This is a genomic window from Lacibacter sp., from assembly GCF_057361365.1.
Window position 1 is genome coordinate 147,018 of record NZ_JBMQSG010000011.1, and the last position, 23,612, is coordinate 170,629.

A 23,612-nucleotide genomic window follows, 5' to 3' on the forward strand; every position below is an offset into this window, starting at 1 on the left:
GTTACTTATGAAACCAGATACGCATTAAAGAAAGTAGCTGATCAATTTTTAATGGTTTTGTTATGTAATCCGATGCTCCGGCCTCAATACATTTCTGACGATCACCTTTCATTGCTTTCGCCGTTACAGCAATAATAGGTAATGTACTGTTCTTATGTTCTCTCCTGATCTTTTGTGTGGTTTCATAACCATCCATTTCCGGCATCATAATATCCATTAACACCATATCAATTGCGGGATTGTCGTTATTAATGATTTCGATCGCTTCTTTACCACTCTCTGCAGTAATAGCATTAATGCTGAGTCGTTCGAACACCGTTGTGAGTGCAAACAAATTTCTAACATCATCATCCACCACCAAAATATTTTTGCCCGTGAGAATATCGTTTTTGATGCGGATATTTTCAATAATGCGTTGTTTTTCGGGTGGCAGTTCTTTGTGGTTAAGATGAAGATGTACCACCACTTCTTCCAAAAGATTTTCAAGTGAATTAACGCCTTTCAGCAGCACAGTATTAGAGGTGCGATGAATATGACTTAGTTCAGCTTTATCAAAATCCTTTGCCGAATAAACGATCACAGGTGTTATTTTATGCTTCATCTCCCCTATCTGGTTAATAAGATCCATGCCGGAGATATCAGGTAGACTATAGTCAAGAATGATGCAGTCAAAATCTTTGGTCGTTAATTGCTGAAACGCTTTTTGGCCCGTTAATGCAATGCTTACGTTTGCCTGTTTAAACGTGATCATTTTTGCTATTTGAGACGATTCAATTTCGTTGTCTTCTACCAGTAAGATTTTTTTCACCGGTTTTGTGATTACCGAAAGTATATCTTCAAAAAGTTCATTAATTGCTTCTGTTGTGAGCGGTTTCAATAAGAAATTCCTGGCACCACGTTTCAATGCAAGGCTACGGTTTTCTTCACCCGAAACAAGATAGATTGGGATATGCCGGTAATTGAGATCATTTTTCAACATATCCATTACTTTCCATCCGCTGGTATCGGGTAGTTTTACATCAAGTGTTATGGCAACAGGAGTATATCGATTAATAAAGTCAAACACTTCAATATAACTGATAGCAACAATTGCTTTCATATTATTCTGATGTGCTTTCTCGATCATGATCTTACCAAAACGTAAATCATCTTCAACAATCAACAATACTTTATCCTTTGGTAAAATGTTGGTTCTGTCATCGCCTGATTCATTGATCATTTCATTTACAATACTGAGATTATCAGCATCATTAGCACTAGTAACCCTTATTGAATTAAGCAAGGTATCGATCTCAGCGCTTCCATCGCCCAGCTTAAATTGCTTAAGAGAGGTTAATGATGCAGGTGGTTCTTTTACGACGAGACCGGTTGCACTTTCCAATGGAAGGAAGAGTGTGAAGGTACTTCCGTGCGAAGGATTGCTCTCAAGCTCAATATTTCCACCAAGCAATTCTGCAAGACCACGGCTGATTGATAAACCCAAACCAGTACCGCCGTACTTACGACTTGTTGAACCTTCGGCTTGCTGAAACGCTTCAAAAATGATATTCTGCTTTTCCTGTGGAATACCAATACCTGTATCACTAATTGAAAATGCAACCACTTTCCTTGCATTATCTAAACTGGGATTGCCAGGTTTCCAGTTTTTATTGGCTTCGTATATTTTCAATTTGATCTCACCCTTCTCTGTGAATTTAAATGCATTCGATAAAAGATTTTTCAGGATCTGGTTTAATCTCTGAAGATCGGTTTCCATTGTTACAGCTAATGCAGTGTCAATTTCAATGTTGAATCGTAAATGCTTCGCTTCAGAGAGAGGTTTAAATGTTGTTTCAGCAAATGAAGCGATCTCTGCAAAACGAACAGGAGAAATATTTGCCGAGATAAAACCTGATTCAATTTTAGAAAGATCAAGAATATCATTGATCAATTGAATAAGATCATCACCACAGGAGTGAATTGTTTTTGCATACTTCACCTGTTTTTCGTTGAGGTTACCTTCAGCATTTTCATATAACTGTTGTGCAAGAATGAGCAAACTGTTCAAAGGAGTTCTTAACTCGTGACTCATGTTTGCAAGAAACTCCGATTTATATTTTGAAGTAAGCTGCAGCTGCTCTGCTTTTTCTTCGAGTGAACGTCGTGCTTCTTCCACCTCCCTGTTCTTATCTTCCACTTCATTTTTTTGTTTCACAAGAAGCAATGCTTTATCCTGTAGCTCATCGTTGGTTCTACTCAACTCTTCCTGCTGAATTTTTAACTCACCGGCAAGCGATTGCGATTGAGCCAGCAATTCCTCTGTCCTCGAGTTTGCTTCAATAGTATTTAATACAATACCAATACTTTCTGTTAACTGGCTTAAGAAATCAAGATGCGTTTGACTGAATGTATCTAATGAAGCAAGTTCAATAACCGCTTTTACTTTGTTTTCGAACAACACAGGTAAAATGATGAGGTTAGAGGGTTTTGCTTTTCCTAATCCTGAATTGATCTTTATATAATTTGAAGGAACGTTTGACAGGATGATCCTTTCTTTTTCAAATGCTACTTGTCCAACCAAACCTTCACCAATAGAAAATTCAGCTGGAATATTTCTATCGGATTTATAACCGTAGGCCGAGAACAAACTAAGTTTTACATCCTGTGTTTCTTCATCCTGTCTTAAAATATAAAATGCACCCCAGTGTGCAATTACCACCTGTGCTAGTTCCGAAAGAATACGTTGTGTTACCGTTTTCAAATCTCTCTGTCCCTGCAACATTTGCGTAAACTTCGCCAGGTTCGATTTCAACCAATCCTGTTCCTGGTTAAGTAATGTTGTTTCTTTAAGGTTAGCGATCATCTGGTTGATCGTATCTTTCAACGCTTCCACTTCACCTTTAGCTTCTACACGAATGGTTCTTGTTAAGTCACCTTTTGTAACAGCTGATGCCACTTCGGAAATTGAACGCACCTGCGTAGTAAGATTTTGTGCGAGCTGATTTACGTTTTCCGTTAAGTTTTTCCAGATACCAGAAGCACCCGGCACACTTGCCTGTCCGCCCAATCGTCCATCAACACCCACTTCACGTGCCACCGTTGTTACCTGGTCGGCAAACAACGCAAGCGTATCAATCATTTCATTAATGGTATCGATCAACTGCGCCACCTCACCTCGTGATACGATCGCCAGTTTTTGTTTTAAGTTTCCTGTTGCAACCGCTGTTACCACTTTTGCAATACCACGCACCTGGTTGGTAAGGTTTGAAGCCATCATGTTTACCGAGTCAGTCAAATCTTTCCATGTACCACCTACACCTCTTACTTCAGCTTGTCCTCCAAGTTTACCATCAGTACCAACTTCACGAGCCACACGTGTTACTTCAAATGCAAATGAGTTCAACTGTTCCACCATTGTGTTGATGGTATTTTTCAAATCAAGAATTTCTCCTTTTACATCAATGGCAACCGTTTTTGAAAGGTCACCTGATGCCACCGCTTTTGTTACTTCGGCGATATTACGCACCTGCGCAGTAAGGTTACCCGTCATTGAATTCACCGAGTCGGTAAGATCTTTCCATGTGCCTGCAACACCAGGTACAAAGGCTTGTCCACCCAATTTACCATCGGTACCAACTTCACGAGCCACACGTGTTACTTCCGATGCAAATGCACGAAGCTGATCCACCATGGTGTTGAGTGTTTCTTTCAATTGCAGGATTTCACCACGCACATCCACCGTAATTTTTTTACTCATATCACCATTGGCAACGGCAATAGCCACCTCGGCAATATTTCTTACCTGTGCAGTAAGGTTACCAGCCATCTGGTTTACAGAATCCGTTAAATCTTTCCATGTACCAGCAACACCCGGTACGTTCGCTTGTCCGCCAAGTTTACCTTCGGTACCCACTTCTCTTGCCACACGTGTTACCTCCGACGCAAAACCACGAAGTTGATCCACCATCGTGTTGATGGTGTTTTTCAACTCAAGGATTTCACCTTTTACATCCACACCAATTTTTCTTGATAAGTCACCATTCGCAACGGCTGTTGTCACCTCGGCAATATTTCTTACCTGCGATGTAAGGTTACTCGCCATTTTATTTACAGAGTCCGTTAAATCTTTCCATGTACCTGCAACACCCGGTACATCGGCTTGCCCACCAAGTTTACCTTCACTACCTACTTCCCTTGCCACACGTGTTACCTCACTACCAAACAAATTCAACTGATCCACCATGGTATTGATGGTATCTTTTAATTCAAGAATTTCTCCTTTTACATCCACGGTAATTTTTCTCGACAAGTCACCTTTCGCTACCGCTGTTGTTACCTCGGCGATGTTACGCACCTGGCCAGTTAAGTTACTCGCCATACCATTTACAGAATCGGTGAGATCTTTCCATACACCACCCACATCTTTTACTGCAGCCTGTCCACCAAGTTTACCTTCACTACCTACTTCTCTTGCCACACGTGTTACTTCCGATGCAAAACTTCTCAACTGCTCCACCATCGTATTGATGGTGTTTTTCAATTCAAGAATTTCTCCTTTTACATCCACATCAATTTTTCTCGACAAGTCACCTGTTTGCACAGCAATTGTTACCTCCGCAATATTTCTTACCTGTGATGTAAGATTGCCCGCCATGATATTTACAGAGTCAGTTAAATCTTTCCATGTTCCTGCAACACCAGGCACCTGTGCCTGTCCACCCAATTTTCCTTCACTACCTACCTCACGTGCCACACGTGTTACCTCGCTACCAAATGAATTCAACTGATCCACCATCGTGTTGATGGTATTTTTCAATTCAAGAATTTCTCCTTTTACATCCACGGTAATTTTTCTCGACAAGTCACCTTTCGCCACAGCTGTTGTTACCTCGGCAATATTTCTTACCTGACCCGTTAAGTTACTCGCCATACCATTTACAGAATCGGTCAAATCTTTCCATGTTCCTGCAACACCTTTTACTTGCGCTTGTCCGCCGAGTTTTCCTTCAGTACCTACTTCAAGCGCCACACGTGTTACTTCGGATGAGAATGAGTTCAACTGATCCACCATCGTGTTGATGGTATTTTTCAATTCAAGAATTTCTCCTCTTACATCCACGGTAATTTTTCTTGACAAGTCACCTTTCGCAACCGCTGTTGTTACCTCGGCAATATTTCTTACCTGTCCGGTAAGGTTACTCGCCATCTGGTTTACTGAATCGGTAAGATCTTTCCATACACCACCCACACCTTTTACTTTCGCTTGTCCACCGAGTTTACCTTCACTACCTACTTCTCTCGCCACACGTGTTACCTCTGCAGAGAATGAGTTCAACTGATCCACCATCGTATTGATGGTATCTTTCAATTCTAAAATTTCTCCTTTTACATCCACCGTAATTTGTCTCGACAAATCACCCTTCGCCACCGCCGTTGTTACCTCTGCAATATTTCTTACCTGGCCTGTAAGGTTACTGGCCATTTGATTTACGGAGTCAGTTAGATCTTTCCATGTTCCGGCAACACCTTTTACCTGTGCCTGTCCACCAAGTTTTCCTTCAGTACCTACTTCAAGCGCCACACGTGTTACCTCCGATGAGAAAGAGTTCAATTGATCCACCATGGTGTTGATGGTGTTTTTCAATTCAAGGATCTCACCCTTTACATCCACGGTGATTTTTTTTGATAGATCTCCTTTAGCAACGGCCGTAGTTACTTCTGCAATATTTCTCACCTGGGCAGTAAGGTTACTACCCATCTGGTTTACCGAATCGGTCAAATCTTTCCAAACACCAGCTACTCCTTTTACTTTCGCCTGGCCTCCCAGTTTACCTTCACTACCTACTTCACGAGCCACACGTGTAACCTCCATCGAAAACAGGTTGAGCTGTTTCACCATGTCGTTTACTTCTTTGGCAATCCTGGAGAATTCACCTTTCAACGTATGTCCGCCAATTTCCAATGGCATTTCCTGCGAAAGATTTCCTTTTGCCACCGAACTGATTACATGTGCAATTTCAATGGTGGGATGTACAAGATCAGAGATGAGTGTATTTAATGAATCAACACCTGTTCCCCATTGTCCTTTTGCATTGGGCACTTCAATACGCTGAGTAAGTTTTCCTTGTTTACCAATAATATTACCAGCTTTGGTAAATTCATACATCATTCTTTCATTCAAGGAAATGATGTCGTTAAGCGTATCACAGATCTTACCATTTAAACCAACTTCATCAATGGGCATACGAACGGAGAAGTTTCCGTTTTTTACTTCCATTAAAACTTTAAGGAGTTGTTTACTGTCGAAGTTTACCGATGGATCAATATCAACATCCAAAAGCGGTTGCTTCTTGCCGTTGGTTTTTGGTAAAGTAGCAGCAGATTTTTTTTTAGGGCTGATTGTTCCGTTTGAACTTGTACTGGCATGAGGTTTGGCATTACTCATAAATGCAGATTGTCAGGTTTTGAATAAGCAGTTTAAAAAATGTTCCGGATACGTTTTTAGTAAACAATAAATTCCCCACAATGTGGAATTATTTCCACACAGGTGTTGTTTCAAAAACTTTCCCCGGTATTGATTTACTAATTATTATATATTTCTAACTAACTTACTGCAATAACTATTCCTTTATGAAACAGCCACCGAAAAAAAACATTTTTATTGTTGATGACGACCCCGATGACAGACAAATTATCCTCGAAGCTTTTTTGGAAAACAACTCCAGCATCGACTATGTGTTTATAGAAACAGGCGATCTGCTGATGGACATACTTCAAAAGGCAAATCCCGGAAACTTGCCGTCCCTAATCTTACTTGATTTAAATATGCCGGGCTTAATGGGATTACATGTGTTGAAGAAAATAAGAGAGAACAAAAGCTTTGCACACATTCCCGTTATCATTCTAACCACCTCTACTTTTTCGCAAGATGAGGGTTCATCGTACAAATTAGGAGCTAATTGCTTTTTACGAAAGCCGGATACCTATAACGAGTTACAGGAAATTGCTGCATCGGTTTTGCGACTTTGGTTTCCTGAAAAGAAATTGGCGGTTGTTGAGAAAGAAGATTCGGCTCATTAATATTAATCGGCCTGTGATTGTGGCGGTTTAGTTAGCACCGTTGTATCGGTTGCAAATGTGGGCACTTTATAACCGCCAGTATCTATTTTTATTTTAGGCAATGCAGATTTAAGGATGGCATAGTTCCTTTTGTCAACTGCCGACTGGTAAATATAAACCGTTGTTAAGTGTTTATTGTTTTTCAATTGCAGTAAACCATTAGAAGTAACGGCAGTGCCAACAAGATTAAGGGTTTGCAGAAAAGGAAGTTTTTGGATAGAAGCCATTCCTTGATCAGTAATTTTTGAATTGCTAAGATCAAGTCGGAAAATCGTTTGGCATTGCGTTAAGGTGACGAGCATTGCGTCATTTACTTGTTGACTATTGAGCTTTAACCACACTAACTGCTTTTTTATTGGCAATAAAAGTTTGACATCTTCTTGTTTCAAATCCTGTACTGTTACAAAATTCGCCATCAGGTAATTACTGTTTTGTGCCACAGGTAATACTACCACTCCCCTGTCAGTAAGTTTTTTAATTGCTGCCGCATCGGCCTGTTCAATTGCTGCATCAGGGATCTGAGGTTTTTCTTTTGCTTCATTACCTGCAAGTGATTGTAAACTTAACAGCAGCGGTTTTATTTTCTCTGTTTGTGCAAGATCTTTTACTTTTTTATCGAACGACAAACCGGCATTGATCCACCAATGCAGCAATGCAATTTCCTTTTCATTCAACTGTGGCTTTTCTTTTGGCGGCATATGGTCTTCATGTTGCTTGGGTAACAACAATCGCTTGATGAGTTCGCTTTCATCTGCATTACCTGAAATTACTACTTCACCCTGTTTGCCGCCTTTGCTGATCCATTCAGGACCATCCAATCGGAGTTTGCCTTTTTGTTTATTGGCATTGTGGCAACTGTAGCATTTTTCTTCGAGAATGGGTTGCACCACATCAGCATACACTGCAGCTTCCTGCACATTCGCAATTGGCTTCCGTTCCTTTTTTTCTGTTAATGGAGAAAGTGATTTGGTGAGATAATCGGCGCCATGTGTTATTGAACCACCGGTGTGTCCTGTTATGAAAATAAGTATCGTCATTAAACCAATCACCCACTTAACAGTATTGTTCTTTTTAGCATGGAGGAAGTAGCACAAAATAGAAAAAGCAGCAACCGCAAATCCCATCCACTTGTGGGTACTCACTGCATCATTTTCATAATCGCCGCTGATGGATAACAAATAACCACTGATACTAGACCCAATTGCACTAAGCATCCCCAACAGCAATGCTACATTGGTCGCTTGTTGCAATGTCTTGTACTGTTCACGCAGCGACAATACATAAAACACAGCTCCAATCAGTAAAATACCAATGGGCAAATGCACCAGCACCGGATGAAAGCGACCAATAAATTCTGATACTGTTAATAGCATAAAAGCTGTGAGCTAGTTCGATTTTTTGATTATCTGAAATTCTTTTCTCCTCGTCAGCCGTAGGCATCAGACGAAACATCATTCATACCTCTTCTTCAACATCTGCATCATGTACACATTGATCGCCCATTGATCAGCTACCGGCTGTCGTGTATAAGGCAGCGTTGGTAGATAATTCGGCGGACCGAACTCTGTTAGAATCGTCAGCTGTTCGCCGTTTGCTTTTTTACGTTCGACTACTTTATCCCACCAGGCAAGATGTTGTTTTACCGCTGCATCCCATTCCGGTGCACGTGGATCATTTACCTGCGGCCCTTCCTGGTGACCAACACGTGAATGAATATGCCCCACTCTTTCCAATGCAGCATCAACGGTTTCTTTCTGATCGGCCAATAAACTTTCATGCACATTGCACCAATGCGATATATCAAGTGTTAATCGCAGCTCAGGATTTTTATCAATGAACTGTTTTGTGATATGCGCTGCAAACATCATTCTACCACGATGTGTTTCATGGTAAATAGGAATACCTGTTTCTTTGTTCTTCTGTGTTGTGTATGAAATGAATTGCTGATTCTGCTCAAACGTAAAATAATCCCGACCTGAATGGCAATTGATGTACACCGGTCTTTGAATAGTATTACTCGTAGCAGCATCAAGATTTTTTTTGAATGTTGTCAGATGTTCCTGCCAGTTGCTTTGTGAACCACCGCATAAAAAGCCAACCTGCAGATCATGTTTTTTCAATGCAGTAAACAAATCGTCCTGTGCTTTTTTATCATCGGCGGGCCACCACACTTCAATGCCATCGTAGCCTTCTTTCTTTGCTGCTGCACAAAATGCATCAATGTTTCCATTAAAACCCCAACTGGTTTGCATAAACAGCAATCTGAATTTATCGTTGGCGGGGAACATTGGCTTTTCTGTTTCAGCTATTGCGGCAAACGGAGCGAGCATGGTTGCTGCTGTTACGGATGAAGCTGATTTAATAAAATCCCGTCTATCTTGTTTCATTTTTGATGGGTTGGTAGTTGATTGTTTTGTTAAGCAAGAATATCATTGATCACTTTTCCGCTCACATCTGTTAAACGGAATGGTCGTCCCTGGAATTCGTACGTGAATTTTTCATGATCGAAACCAAGTTGGTTTAAGATCGTTGCCTGTATATCGAATGCTTCCGTTTTACCGCTCGTAATGCCGTAACCAATTTCATCTGTTTCGCCATAAGTTGTGCCGCCTTTAATACCACCACCTGCCATCCACATACTGAATGCTTCTGCATGATGATCTCTTCCTTTAAACGGCATTTCTTTTCCATCACGGTTTTCCTGCATCGGTGTACGTCCAAACTCTCCCCCCCATATCACCAATGTTTCGTCTAACAGTCCCCGTTGTTTTAAATCAAGTATCAATGCCGTCATTGCTTTATCCACCTGTCTGCATTTATTGATCAATCCAATATCCACTGCACCATCTGCACTTGTACCATGCGTATCCCAACCCCAATCGAACAACTGCACAAAACGTACACCCTTCTCAACAAGCTTGCGAGCAAGTAAAACATTGTTGGCAAAACTTCCTTTGCCCGGTTGTGCACCATACATTTCACGAATGTATTCCGGCTCATCATTGATGTTCATTACTTCCGGAACAGATATCTGCATTTTGTACGCCATCTCGTATTGCGAAATGCGAGAAAGAATTTCAGGATCATTGAACTCTTTGTATTGCTCCTGGTTTACTTTATTGATCGCATCAATGGAAGCTTTGCGTAAATCTCTGTCAATACCTTGCGGATCATTAATGAACAACACCGGATCGCCTTCGCTTCTGCATTGTACACCTTGATAAACACTCGGCAAAAATCCACTTCCCCAAACACTCTTACCTGCGTCCGGATTATTACCTCCTGATGTTAACACCACAAAGCCCGGCAGGTTTTGATTTTCTGTTCCTAAACCATAGGTGACCCAACTACCAATGCTTGGCCGTCCTAATCTTGCACTGCCTGTATGCATCAGCAATTGCGCAGGTGCATGGTTGAACTGATCTGTTGTTACTGATTTGATGATCGAGACATCATCAACGATTGTAGAAAAATGCGGCAGGTAATCGCTCACCCACAAACCACTCTTGCCATGCTGTTTAAAATTTGCCTGTGGACCTAACATTTTCGGAACACCACGAATGAATGCAAACTTTTTTCCTTCGAGTAGTGAAGGTGGACAATCCTGTCCGTTGAGTTTTGCCAACTCAGGTTTATAATCAAACAACTCCAGTTGTGATGGTGCGCCTGCCATGTGCAGGTAAATAATCGATCTTGCTTTTGCAGGAAAGAACGGCATGCGTGGTGCCAACGGATGTGCCGCATCAAACACCGGCATTGATACCATTCCCTTGTTGTTGCCGCAGCTGCCAAGCAACGAACCCAATGCCAACGCACCAAAACCCATGGCACTTTCTTTTAAGAAATGCCTGCGTGTAAAGAACTGCAGTTCTTTTTGCTTTGCTTCTTCAGCAAGACGTTGATTATTTAATTCGTTACGTGTCATATAATACGTTTACTGAATTAATTTTTTGTTATCCATTCATCCAGGTTCAACATGGCATTCATCACCACTACCAATGCTGCTGTCTCCGGGTTGTTGTGTTTGCTGTCCATACCAATCACTTCGCATGCTTTCAGTTTATCCTTATTGAATTTTTGTAATGATTGTGTATACAGATCGTTCAACGCTTTTAGTTTTTCTTTGCTGATGGGTTTGTACATCATCTGCTCATATCCTTTGCTGATCTGTTGTGCAGCATCCTTCACGCCTTCTCTCTTTAATTCGTATGCAAAGTTTCGAGCCATATCCAGATAAGAAGAATCATTCAAGGTTACCAATGCCTGCAAAGGTGTATTGGTGTTGATGCGTCGAGCAACACATACATTACGAGCAACACCATCAAACATCATCATAAACGGATAAGGCGCAGTTCGTTTCCAGAACGTATAAATGGCACGACGGTATTTGTCATCACCATCACTCATTGTCCATATTGCACCGTTGTAAGGCGTAAGCCAAATGCCATCAGGCTGATAAGGCATTACACTTTGTCCAAACATTTTTGTACTCAGCAAACCACTTACAGCCAATGCTTGGTCACGCAATTGTTCTGCAGATAAACGTACACGTGGCCCTCTTGCATACCATTTGTTCGATGGATCTTTTTCAATCAGTTCTTTGGTAGCAATGGATGATTGCCTGTATGTTGCTGACAACACTATTTCTTTGATGAGTGTTTTTAAGCTCCAGTTATACTTGTGCATCAACTGCCACGATAAATGATCGAGCAATTGCTGATGCGTTGGCGGAATACCTTGCGTGCCCATGTCTTCCAATGTTTCTGCAAGTCCATGACCAAACAGCTGTTCCCAAATACGATTCACCATTGTGCGTGAAACCAATGGATTTTTTTTATCTGTGAGCCACATGGCTAAGCCTAAACGATTGGCCGGTGCATTTGCAGGCATGGGATTTAATGTATGTGGCACGCCGGGTTGCACTTCCGCACCTTTCACCATCCAGTTGCCACGTTCAAATACATTTGTTGTACGTGCAAAATCATTTGCACCATCTATCATGATGGGTGTGGATGTAAACGCTGTTGAGCCGATGAGATCAATGTACTGTTGTTTTGCAGAATCATAACCGGGCTGGTCACTGCCGGGAAATGTTTGCGTGAAATAAAACCAGCTGAAGTTTGCTCCGTTATCTTCCGGCTTTTTCAGGTTCGGATTTTTGTACGTTAACCACAGATCATGCACTCCATCAACTATAGGAATAGATACTGAAGCAACGTTCCATCCCTTAGTTGTTTTTAACTGAATGCTTGTAAGCACTTTTCCATTCATACTATCAAGATGGATCGTCCACACACCTCCTTCCGTTCCTGTTGCATAACGATACATGAGGACGTTCTTTGCATTGAGATCAACTTTCCTTATGCGTGTGCTTCCGTTGTTCCGTAACGATAACCATTTAGTATCAGCCAATGCACTGTTGGTAAATTCATCGCACACAACAGAGTTAATCACCGGCTGACCTGTTTTAATAAAACGGATGATCTCTGCTTTCTTTTCCTTTGATACATGTTGCTGCAACCACGCACTCAGCTTTTCAAACTTTATACTGTCTGCATTCTTGTATTCACGCAACACAGGATATTCTTCGTAAGTGTCTTCATCACGTGTGTTGTTGAAGAACGCAAGAAACTGGTAATATTCTTCATGCTTGAACGGATCGTACGGATGACTGTGACATTGTACACAAGCGAAAGTTGTACCCATCAACGTTTCCCATGTAGTATTCACCCGATCCATCACCGCAGCTGTACGATACTCTTCATTATCAGTACCACCTTCATCATTGGTCATCGTATTGCGATGAAACGCTGTAGCAATGTATTGTGCATCGGTCGGGTTGGGCAACAGATCTCCTGCCACCTGTTCAACTAAAAATGTATTGTACGGTTTGTCTTCGTTGAACGATTGAATCAACCAGTCACGATAACGCCAGATGGAACGATACACATCACGCTCATATCCCTTTGTATCGGCATAACGTGCCATATCCATCCACATAGCTGTCCAGCGTTCGCCATATTGGGGAGAAGCCAATAAACTATCGACTAAACGTTCATAAGCACCTGCTGTGTTATCGTTCAAAAATTGTTGTGCAATTGATTGCGATGGTGGCAAGCCGGTAATATCCAAACTCACACGACGTAACAAGGTTGCTTTATCGGCTTCTGCTGAAGGTGTAAGTTTTTGTTCAGCAAGTTTATCGTAAATGAAATGGTCTACATTGTTACGCACCCATTCATTTTTCTTTGCAGGTAACAATCCAAAGAAACGTCGCTTGCCTTTAGGCACTTCCTGTTCTTCAACAGCAGCATAGGCCCAATGAGTTCCCCATTTTGCACCCTGCTTTATCCACGCACGCAGCACATCTATCTCTTCTTCAGCAAGCGGATGTTCTTTATAAGGCATACGCTCTTCTTCATCTTTCAATGTTAACCGCCTGATCATTTCGCTGGCAGCAGGATCACCGGGAACGATAGCAGGTTTGCCGCTCTTTGTTTCAGCTAATGCTTCTTCCCTGAACAGCAGACTGAAACCGCCCTGCTTCTTTACACCACCGTGGCAGGAAATACATTTTTTATTAAGAATTGGTTTTACATCAACATTATAATCGATGCTACGGGAAGGCATGAGGAAAGTGTAGCCACACAGCAATACAAATAAAACGAGGACAACAAGAACAGATTTCCGTTTGAAGAAAGATTTCATATAGCAATGGCCGTTAACAAGAACTATGAAAATACGAGTAAATTCCATTGCGCACCGTCCTGTACTGTACAAACGATTGCACAACTGACCTGGAATAAAAAGGGCGGTCCCTTCAGACCGCCTTCTCGCTTATAATCGATAGTAGTATTTCAGCAAACTTGTTACTGAGTGCCAGATGGCACTGATAACGATTCTCCTTCTTTCACCGGTACACCAAAGTTGGGCGTACCATCTTTATTCCAGGTAAATTTTTGTGCACGGGGTGAACGAAAGCCACCACAACCCTGCGCCGGTTTTGAGTTGGCATGATAGAGAATATAATTTTCCTTTCCATCTGGTGATGTAAAGAAAGAATTATGACCGGGAGCATATACACTGTTTTCAATTGATTGTTTAAAAACAGGGTCGGGTGATTTCTTCCATGAGGCAGCATTCATCAGATCAGCATTACTTTTTGTTGTGAGCATACCCAATGCATACGTATCCGTCCAGCAACCGCTAGCTGAATAAATGAGAAAAAGTTTATCGCCATTCACCAATACCTGCGGCCCTTCATTTACATATACATTCGGCGGATCATCAGGATTGCTGATCTTACCATTACGCTCCCATGGATATTCAGGCGATGAAATTTTTACACGGTCGCCTTCTATCGTCCACGGATTTTGCATTTTAGCAATATAAATATTCTGTTGGCCGTTCATATCGCCTTCCCAACCCGACCAGATCATGTATAGTTGTTTGTTATGTTCAAACAAAGAACCATCAATGCTCCATTTATCACCGGGCGTGGTGAGTTTTCCTTTTACGATCCATTCGCCTTGCAGCGGATCGGCAGCACTGTTTTCCAGCACCCACATACGGTGATCAATATTTTTACCACTGTCAGCAGCAAAATAGATATACCATTTGTTTTGCAGGAAATGTATTTCCGGCGCCCACAACTCTTTTGAGTACGGACCTTTTGCCGGTGGCGTGAAAACAACTTTCTTTTCTGCAGTTTTTAAACCAGCAATGCTGGTTGTTTTCCAGAGGGTGATGTTGCGGCCGGTCGTATGTGTGTAATAATAATAACCATCTTTATACATGCACCATGGATCGGCACCTGCTGGTAATAATGGATTGGTAAATATTTGCTGCGCTTCTGCAAACAAATTTGCGAAGACAAGAAGCACACCAAAAAAAGGTTTCAACAATTTCATTCTACAATATCGGGTTTACTATTATTGTTTCATTGAGAATTTATAAACAGAGCTTGTTTTATATGTTTGACCCGGCTCAAGAACTGTTGAAGGAAAGGAAGATTGATTGGGTGAATCAGGGAAATGTTGTGTTTCTAAACAAAACGCTGTACGAAAATCATCTTTACCGCCACCTTTGATCGTATTCTTCGATTGCATAAAGTTACCGCCATAAAATTGCAAACCGGGTTCCTGTGTAAACACATCCATTACAATATTTGTCTTATCTGCAATAACTGTTGCTGCGTGGTTTAAACCTGCACCTGTTGATTTATTGAGAACAAAATTATGATCATAGCCTTTACCGTTTTTCAATTGTGCGTCATCGGCATCCACTCTTGCACCAATAGCTGTCAGCTTGCGAAAATCGAATGCCGTGTTTACAACAGATTCGTTTTTGCCTAATGGTATCAATGTTGAATCAACAGGTGTGTACAGATCAGCATTGATCATAAGTTGATGATCGTTGATTGTGCCACTACCCTGTCCATTCAAATTGAAGAATGCATGATTGGTAAGATTAACAACAGTCTTTTTATCCGTTGTTGCTTCGTAGTCAAGTTTCAGTTCATTATCAGAAGTGAGTGTATACGTAACCGACACTGAAAGATTGCCAGGATAACCTTCCTCCATATCTTTTGAAAGATAAGTGAGCACCAGTGAGCTATCGCCCACCCGCTTTGCATCCCACACTACATATTGGAAACCTTTTTTACCGCCATGCAACGTGTTAGGCCCGTTGTTGGTGAACAAGGTATAAGTTTTCCCATCCAATGTAAATTTTCCTTTTGCAATACGGTTGCCATATCGACCGATAGTTGCTCCAAAGTAAGGTTCGGTTGATGATTTGAATTGCAGCACGCTATCAAAACCAACTACTACATCAACAAGATCATTGTTTGCATCGGGCACAAGCAGGCTCACCAAACGACCGCCATAGTTTGTAATGGCTGCCTGCATATTGTTTTTATTCTTCAACACATACAAGGCTGTTTGTTTACCATCGATGGTTTGTGCATAAGCTGCTGCTGAGGGAAGCTGTACGGTTACTGTTTGTTTTTCAGTGTCACTGTTTTCACTCTTTTGTGCAGCGTTGGTGCAACCAGTTGCAATGGCTGCAGCGATCAGGCATAAATTAAAAAGTTTTTGTTTTTTCATATGCATGCTTTTATCGTTTTTATTTTACTACAGGAAATGAAGCAATCCGTAATCTTGCTGCACCCATTGGTATTAGTTCAATGCTTTGCTCTTTGGTTGATGTGCTTACAGGACTTTGTGGCAACAGATCGCACAAACCATTCTTATCTAAGATCCATTCAGGAATAATTTTTCCTTTTGCTTTTAACATGAATGGAACTGCATCTTGTGTAAAAGGGAAATTGTTTGACGGCCATGCTTTTTTAACTACTTCAAACTGTTGTTCCAATGGTTGATCAGTTAAAACCAAACCATAATTCCACATGCTTGCCGGATAAATTTCAAATGAAGGCCATTTCGATTGATCAACATTTGCCTGCCATTTTGAATCTCCAATTGCAGACTTTTTGCTGTCCATTTGTTTATATACTTCCTGGATCTTTAATGAAAATGTAAGAGGACCATAATTGATGCTTACGCTGTTTTTATTTTTTGTCCACACATCTTTCTGCAATTGCATGGGCAATATCAATTCAACAACATCGCCTTGTTTCCATGTGCGTTCAATGCGGGCATAGCTGCCTGCTTCAAGTGAAACCTTCTGTGCAATACCATTGATACTGATGCTTGAATTGCTGCACCATGCAGGAATACGCATGTACAAAGGGAAGCTTGTTGCAGTTGCTGTGCTTACTTCAATTTTTATTTTATCATCAAAAGGATAATGCGTTGTCTGTTTCAGTTTAACCTCCGTTCCTTTTCCGGCTTTCGCTGTTACTTCGCTTTCGCTGTACAGCATCGCTGCAATGCCATTATCGGGTGTTGCCATCCATAAATGTTCATTATAGTAAGGCCAGCCCATTGCATGATTATGTTGACAGCACCGGCTGCTGAAAGGATTCATCATCAGGAAAGGCCCTTCGTTTTGAATACCGGGGGCATGATTGCGACTATCGCTCACAACCATATTGGGTGCTGTGAGGTAACGCAGTCCTTTAAAGTCGGGCATTACCGCTGCAGGATAACTATTGAATGCAATATTCTCGCAATGGTCGGCCCAGAACGGATCACCTGTAATGCCAACCAATAATTCATTCGATGCCATTTGTTCAACCAACCCGCATGTTTCAACTGCCTGTCGTGGATCATCATATCCCTTACGTGCATTTTCATCGGCACCAAACATGCCGCCGGGCACTTGGCCATAAATATTACGAACAAGAAAGAAATTGTTATAGGTTGCTTTTAAATGATTGCTGTCTTTTGTTTGCATGTAATAAGTAGCAGGCTCCCTGAAACATTGTGCTACGTTTACATTATGCCAGTTGGGTAAGTTGTTGCGTTGATTCCAATCGGCTGTGTTACGATGAAGCTTGTGTGCAAGATCGAGCAACCATTTTTCACCTGTACGATTGTAAAGCCAATAGACACTGTATAAATTATCTCCACCCCTGCTGTTTTCCCAATAGGTCTTCAATAATTTTTCATCAGGCACATTCATCAACCATTTACTGTATTTCAGCATAAATGGAATAACACGTGCATCATTTGTGTATTCGTAATACGATTGCAGCGTCCACAACATGAGCATGTTTGGCCACAGATCAGGAATTTCTTTACGATCATTTGGAGAAAGCTTTGGGCCAAAGTAACCATCGGCCTGCTGACTTTCGAATGCTTTGTTCAACCACAATTTTGTTTCTGCAATAATGTTTGCATCGTTCAATGCATAACCAAGATTGCCATAACCTTTTAACCAATACGGCAGTTCTTCCCAACCATGATCACCTTTGCCATCATTACTAAACCATGCGTTGTTATTTTTATCGAGCCATGCACTGATGGTTCCCAGTTGCCCTGTTAATCCATCTCGCTGCAATTCTAAATACTTCAACACCCATCCGCCAGGCTTGATCGAGCCGGCTGGCAGTTTAATAAAACTTAATGTTTGCAGAGGCAAACGATTACCTGTATAGTGACTATTTGTTTTTTCGGTGGAAGGTCGTTTTACAGTTGTGATCTTATCCTGGCTGTACGCACACAACGATGCAAATGCAAACCCACAAACAGTTGCCGCCTTCTTCACTTTTGTTGTTAACTGATTTCTTTTGTTCATTAGTTAAAAGATTGACTTATGGTCAATAGTTATGCTGCAACAGTAGCGTTGTAGCATACTCTTTTTGAATTGCGAAGGAAGAATAAAAACCTCATGTAGAAACACAAGGTGTGTTAACGATTGCTATATATATGAGACTTGCTAACTATTTAATACCGTTTAATTTTTTTATGAGATTGATCTCGTCGTTACGGTATGCGCTGCCATCGGTATTGAAAATATCATGGAACCATTCTATTGGTTGACTGCCATCTGAAAGCGGAGTATCCCACGCATAAATGGTATTTGTTTTACCAGCAACAAAACCCCAATTAATAGCGCCAACATTTTTTTCTTTCAGCATTGGTAGCACTGTTGCAAACCGGCTGTTTCTTGTGCGTGCCATATATTCTGTGCAGATCAATGGACGACCACTTGCTTTCAATACTTCCACTACTCTCTTGTGCAATGATACTTCCTGGTAATCGTGGTAAGTAATGATATCTGAATTCAATAACTGATAGGCATTTAAATTTTCAAGATTCCATGCCCATAAACCCGCAGTAATGGGTTGATCAGGATTTACCTCACGTGCCCATTGAAATACTTTTTTCACCAATGCCATTGATGAATCGCCTTTGCCATTGTTGCCAGGTTCGTTGTAAAGATCCCACAAGAGAATGCGTTTGTCTTTTGAGAAATGAGTCAACACATCTTTTACATATTTTTCAAGCACAGGAAAGTTTGTACTATCTGCAGATGCTGGCTGACCGGGATCCTGCATCCATCCTGAGTTATGAATCCCGGTTTTTACTGCAGGTTGTGTTCCCACTTTGGGTTCTTTATTCCAGCAATCATCAAAGAATACAAACATTGGTTCAATGCCACGCTTTGCAGAAATAGTTAAGAACTGATCCATGCGTTTTTTAAAACCTTCCGGATCTTGCTTCCATGCAAGTGAATGCAGGAACACCCGCATCGTGTTGAAGCCAATGCTTTGTGCCCAACCTAATTCTTTATCGATGAGAGCAGGATCAAATGTTTGCGCCTGCCACATTTCTAATTGGTTAATGGCGTTTGCAGGAATATAATTTGCACCTGTAAGCCATTTGTGTTCCTTATACCATGCGTTCGCTTTTTCAACGCTCCATATTTTTGAAGCTAGGGGTACCGAAATAGCAACGGCTTCCTTTTTTGTTTTTTGCGCTTCTGCTGAAACTGATATCAGTAATAAAAATAACTGGCAGAGAATGATGGTCTTCTTATACATATTAATTTATTGATCATTTAGTTGGGATGCAATTGCTGCTGTTACGACCACTGTTTTATCACTGAAGTTGTTGAACAAGCGTAAGTACATCGTTACGGGTTAAGAAATCTGTATTATTTGTTTTTATAAAATTGTTGATCCATTGCTTCTTTGCAGGAAAAACAGCTATTAGTTGTTTCGCATTTCCCGCCTTTTGATAGTTCCCATCTTTTAGTATCCAGAAAGTAAATGATGGTACTACTAGGTATTCATCAGGTAATTTCATTTCATAAGCCTGTCCGTTACGTCGCAGAAGGTTTATTGAAACAGCGTTTGTTGATGCCGATGCATTACCATACCCAATGGATGCTCCGAGCTCGTTGAGCTTGGCTGTAAATTCCTGGAACAAAGGATACTTTCCATTTAAGATCAGCTCGTAAAACGCTTTATCTACCGGAATGAATTTTCTGCCTGCAATAAAAACTGTATCGACCTGCGATGGCTCTTTGATGGCGAGATACTTTCCTTTCTCTTCGAAGATCATTTCACCGGTCACGGTATTATAATTCAACTTTTGATCAAACCATTCACCTGTTTTCATTTTTACCTTACCGGGTTGAAAACTATCGAACACATAGTGTAAAATAGCTACCGGCTTCATTAGTTGTTGTGCCTGTATCGACACAATGGAAAAAAATGATATGATGAAGAAATATTTAAACACGAGTCAACTATTTCTTTTTCATTTTTTGTTCCAGCACCTTCATATAGTAACCAGCCACTACACTCCTTGCCTGGAAACCAACCATGCGACCGGTTGTAGTTTGGTGCCAATCTGAAACAGGCACTCTTGAACTTGTTTCCATAGTAAACTTGTATATGGGGTTTACAAATGCATCAAAGTCGTTTTTATTTGATGTAAGTACCGAAGTCCAGACTATCCAATCAGATTTAGTATACGTGGCTCTGCTGTCTAACGGTAAGCCATAATTATTTTGCTTACCTAAATAGTAGCGTATTTCCTTTTCATACACATCTTTTGGAAACAGGTTCATGTTTAATACTTTGTCCCAAACAAGATTATACTTCTGGCTCCAGGTTCCTTTTTTATCAAAGGTTAGTGCATAGTGATCACCATCGTCTGCCATCTGCATCCAGTTCGTTACCATTTCTTTTGTGAGTGCTTTATACTTAGCAGCTGTTTCTTTTTCTCCTAATTGTTCAGCCATTTGCACATAACCACCCAATGCAACAATTGCTTTAGCTGAAAGATTTACGTTGCGTGCAAGATGCCCTGCAAAATCATCAGTACACAATTGATTGGCAGGATCAAATCCTTCTCTGCTTAAATATTCGGCCCAAACAGATAACGTTTTCCAATGCTTCTTTGCATAAGAAGGATTGCCTTCTGCTTTTGTAATGGCAGCTGCAAGAATGATCATATTACCGCTTTCTTCCACAGGCATGTCTTCTCCATAGGTTTGTCCATTTGCCAAAGGATATGTACCAAGATCGTGTGCTGCAAAAGGTTTTGTCCATTTGCCACTTTCGCTATAATAGAAAATGCCATTCATCATACCCTTCAACAATTCCGGGTTGTAAACAAGGAACATTGGTGCTGATGGATAAGTGATGTCAACCGTATTAATTGATCCGTTACTGAAATTTTCCTTCGATAAAAACAGGAGTTCACCTTGCGGACTTTTAACCAATTTGTGTGCTGCAATACTTTGCCTGTACACCATTTCACAAAGCTTTGCATAGTTTTCGCCGCCTGCATTTAATGCATCAGTGTAAATTGTTTTATTGATGGCAGCGCATTTCGCCAAAACAGTTGGATATTCTTTTTGCGCTGCAGTCAATAGTTGTTCCATTGATGCTGTTGCGCCTTGCTTCCACCAGGGTTTTAAATTTGTTCCAAAATATTGAACAGGTGTAAGATCATCATAACCGATCATTAGCATTTGTTCTTTTGCAATTGCACCGATCTTACCCATACGTACAACCGTATTTAAAAACAAATGCTTTCCGTCACTTGCTGACTTTGTTGGCACAGCAAATGAATTGGCAATGCCTTCTTCTTCAGAAACGTATTGTGTTACTGTTGAAGTTTGTTGAGCAGCGATGTACATGTAGCCCCAATCGATACGCAGGTCATCGCCTTTCTTTTGCAATACTGGTTGTGCAACGGTACCGGCTTTCATAATCGTTAAACCGCCGGAAGTATATTTTTTTGCTTCTACCGGTTGAGCAGCTGTATTGGTTGCAATATCAGTTGAAGCGCCCAGGTACAACTGCACATCATGTGTTGCAGCATCATTTGATCTTACTTTAGTGTTGATATAACTTACAGGCCGTGCAAGCAGGTTAAGATCGTTGATCAATAAAGGCGAAGTGAATGTGAGTGTAAGATCAACTTTGCCGCAGGTAAATTCGTAAATGGTTTGCGTAGCGTTGATCGTAACAGATTTTTGTTCTGCAACTTTCTGGGTTTCGCTTTGTGATGGTTTCACTTCCTGCACAATACCAGCATCGAGCCATTGGCCACCCGCTGTGTTTGCCACATGAATGGCCAACACATTCTTTCCTTGTTTCAGTTTTGCTTTTACGGCTTCGCTGACCGGCAGGTAGATGTATTTCCCTGTCCAGCCGATGGTTTTAAAAACCAGCTCACCATTGATGTACACTTCCACATTATCATCATGATGAAGTTTTACATATAGATCATTCAGATCGTTGTTGTTGATTGTAAATTCTCTGCGCAACCAAAGGTCATTTGATAACCACATGGTTTGTGCAGTGGTTTTATTATCGCCAAAAGCACCCTTTCCTTTTTTCCAGTTACTATCGTCGTACGAAAGGCTTGTCCATTCCCCTGTCGGGGTTGCTTCAGTGTAAGCAGCTTCGTAATACACTTCATCGGCCGCTGGTAAAATTTGTTTAAACTGTTTACCGGTATTTCCTAAAAAACGATACACATCTCCGTCAACTTTCAACATACCAATTAAAGAATGATCTGTACCTGTCCAGTGACGTGAAGGCGATTCTGTGAGCAAATCGGTATTAGACCATATACTGAAGTAGGGATCATGTGTAACCAACGGGTAAGCCGGTGCTTTTCTGTTTTGCCCCAAACCCACTAAACACAATAAGAGAACTGTAACTATTAATAAACCTGTTTTTTTCATTTTATACTATTTGAAAACACTATTCACAAACACATCTTAAGAAATAAAGAGGCCATTTAACCAGAGCTAAATGGCCTTGGTAACGATCAGTGCTAACTAAAGCAGCTGCTTACCTTTTACCAAAACTACTGCTGACTTTTTGGTTATATTAAACTACGTAAAATCAATATTAAAAAGTAAGCTTTTGTACAGGTGAAAATATCCTGTCTTCAACACCAGCGATCTTGATACCCACTCTCGCAAACACATAGTTCTGCGTAGGAACCATTGCAGGGATGGTCACCTGCATACTGATGTTATTCGGATCCGTAACATTAGCACCCGTAATAGTGGTAACTGCAATATTATCGGTGGCCGATACAAACTGCGTTTTGTTAATATAAAGACTAACGCTTTCAATATTTTTACCTGTTGCATCCACCACAATTTTTTCAGCTTTGAATGAACCGTTCACTTTACCTGCTGCTGCAGAAAACTGCGGCGTACGAATCATGTAATAAGGCGTTACTTCAAGATCGAGTGTTTGATCGCCATTTAACTTGATTAAAATACTATCAGGTGCACCTGATGTGGTTTGTTTCCATTTGAAAGGACCTTGACCGGTAGGTATAATGAGTTTGTATTCACCATTAAATAATTTGCAGGAGTAAGTTCCTTCCTGTGTAAATGATTGACGGATGGCACCCACTTTACCAAATCCAAACTGGTATAATTCAAATGGAACACGATCATACTCCACCTGGATAGCTTCACCCTGGTAAACGATCTTTCCTTTCAGCACAGTTGTTGGTTCCTTGTAATTATCCTTTTTACAGGAAACTGCTGCGATTAAGAAAGCCAGCAATCCGATATATTGAAATTTCATTTTCATCTTTTTGTTTTTTGTTGTTACATCA

13 protein-coding genes are annotated in these 23,612 nt (G+C 41.0%); 1 reads left to right on the plus strand and 12 read right to left on the minus strand.

Annotated elements, in window-relative coordinates; translation table 11 throughout:
- Position 1 precedes the first annotated feature (1 nt).
- Entirely contained in the window at positions 2 to 6,424 is a 6,423-nt protein-coding gene (locus ACO1QW_RS10270; RefSeq protein WP_486258175.1) for a HAMP domain-containing protein, read from the minus strand.
- Positions 6,425 to 6,609: 185 nt separating this feature from the next.
- Here ACO1QW_RS10270 and ACO1QW_RS10275 point away from each other — a divergent pair, with 185 nt between their 5' ends.
- Positions 6,610 to 7,059, plus strand: coding sequence for a response regulator (locus ACO1QW_RS10275; RefSeq protein WP_486258177.1), 450 nt, complete (start codon positions 6,610 to 6,612; stop codon positions 7,057 to 7,059).
- A gap of 2 nt (positions 7,060 to 7,061) precedes the next feature.
- Here ACO1QW_RS10275 and ACO1QW_RS10280 read toward each other — a convergent pair whose 3' ends face one another.
- From ACO1QW_RS10280 to ACO1QW_RS10330, 11 genes are all read right to left on the minus strand, one after another.
- Positions 7,062 to 8,471 (minus strand): c-type cytochrome domain-containing protein, encoded by a 1,410-nt coding sequence (locus ACO1QW_RS10280; protein WP_486258179.1) that lies wholly within the window; start codon positions 8,469 to 8,471, stop codon positions 7,062 to 7,064.
- 78 nt (positions 8,472 to 8,549) lie between these two features.
- Entirely contained in the window at positions 8,550 to 9,485 is a 936-nt protein-coding gene (locus ACO1QW_RS10285; protein WP_486258181.1) for a sugar phosphate isomerase/epimerase family protein, read from the minus strand.
- Between the two features lie 29 nt (positions 9,486 to 9,514).
- Entirely contained in the window at positions 9,515 to 11,023 is a 1,509-nt protein-coding gene (locus tag ACO1QW_RS10290) for a DUF1501 domain-containing protein (RefSeq protein WP_486258183.1), read from the minus strand.
- A gap of 17 nt (positions 11,024 to 11,040) precedes the next feature.
- Positions 11,041 to 13,728: a DUF1553 domain-containing protein gene (locus ACO1QW_RS10295; protein WP_486258184.1), complete on the minus strand. Its 2,688-nt coding sequence runs from the start codon at positions 13,726 to 13,728 to the stop codon at positions 11,041 to 11,043.
- Positions 13,729 to 13,967: 239 nt separating this feature from the next.
- Positions 13,968 to 15,008, minus strand: coding sequence for a glycoside hydrolase family 43 protein (locus ACO1QW_RS10300; protein ID WP_486258186.1), 1,041 nt, complete (start codon positions 15,006 to 15,008; stop codon positions 13,968 to 13,970).
- Positions 15,009 to 15,029: 21 nt separating this feature from the next.
- The gene (locus ACO1QW_RS10305) at positions 15,030 to 16,205 is read right to left on the minus strand and encodes an aldose epimerase family protein (RefSeq protein ID WP_486258188.1); all 1,176 of its coding nucleotides are present in this window, start codon (positions 16,203 to 16,205) and stop codon (positions 15,030 to 15,032) included.
- A 19-nt stretch (positions 16,206 to 16,224) separates the two neighbouring features.
- Entirely contained in the window at positions 16,225 to 18,300 is a 2,076-nt protein-coding gene (locus ACO1QW_RS10310; protein ID WP_486258191.1) for a beta-L-arabinofuranosidase domain-containing protein, read from the minus strand.
- 145 nt (positions 18,301 to 18,445) lie between these two features.
- The gene (locus ACO1QW_RS10315; protein WP_486258193.1) at positions 18,446 to 19,549 is read right to left on the minus strand and encodes a cellulase family glycosylhydrolase; all 1,104 of its coding nucleotides are present in this window, start codon (positions 19,547 to 19,549) and stop codon (positions 18,446 to 18,448) included.
- 58 nt (positions 19,550 to 19,607) lie between these two features.
- Positions 19,608 to 20,252, minus strand: a complete 645-nt coding sequence (locus tag ACO1QW_RS10320; RefSeq protein WP_486258195.1) for a hypothetical protein — start codon at positions 20,250 to 20,252, stop codon at positions 19,608 to 19,610.
- A gap of 7 nt (positions 20,253 to 20,259) precedes the next feature.
- Positions 20,260 to 22,716, minus strand: coding sequence for a glutaminase family protein (locus tag ACO1QW_RS10325; protein ID WP_486258196.1), 2,457 nt, complete (start codon positions 22,714 to 22,716; stop codon positions 20,260 to 20,262).
- Between the two features lie 169 nt (positions 22,717 to 22,885).
- A complete protein-coding gene (locus ACO1QW_RS10330) occupies positions 22,886 to 23,581 on the minus strand; it encodes a DUF3823 domain-containing protein (RefSeq protein ID WP_486258198.1) in 696 nt (231 codons plus the stop codon).
- Positions 23,582 to 23,612: the final 31 nt, after the last annotated feature.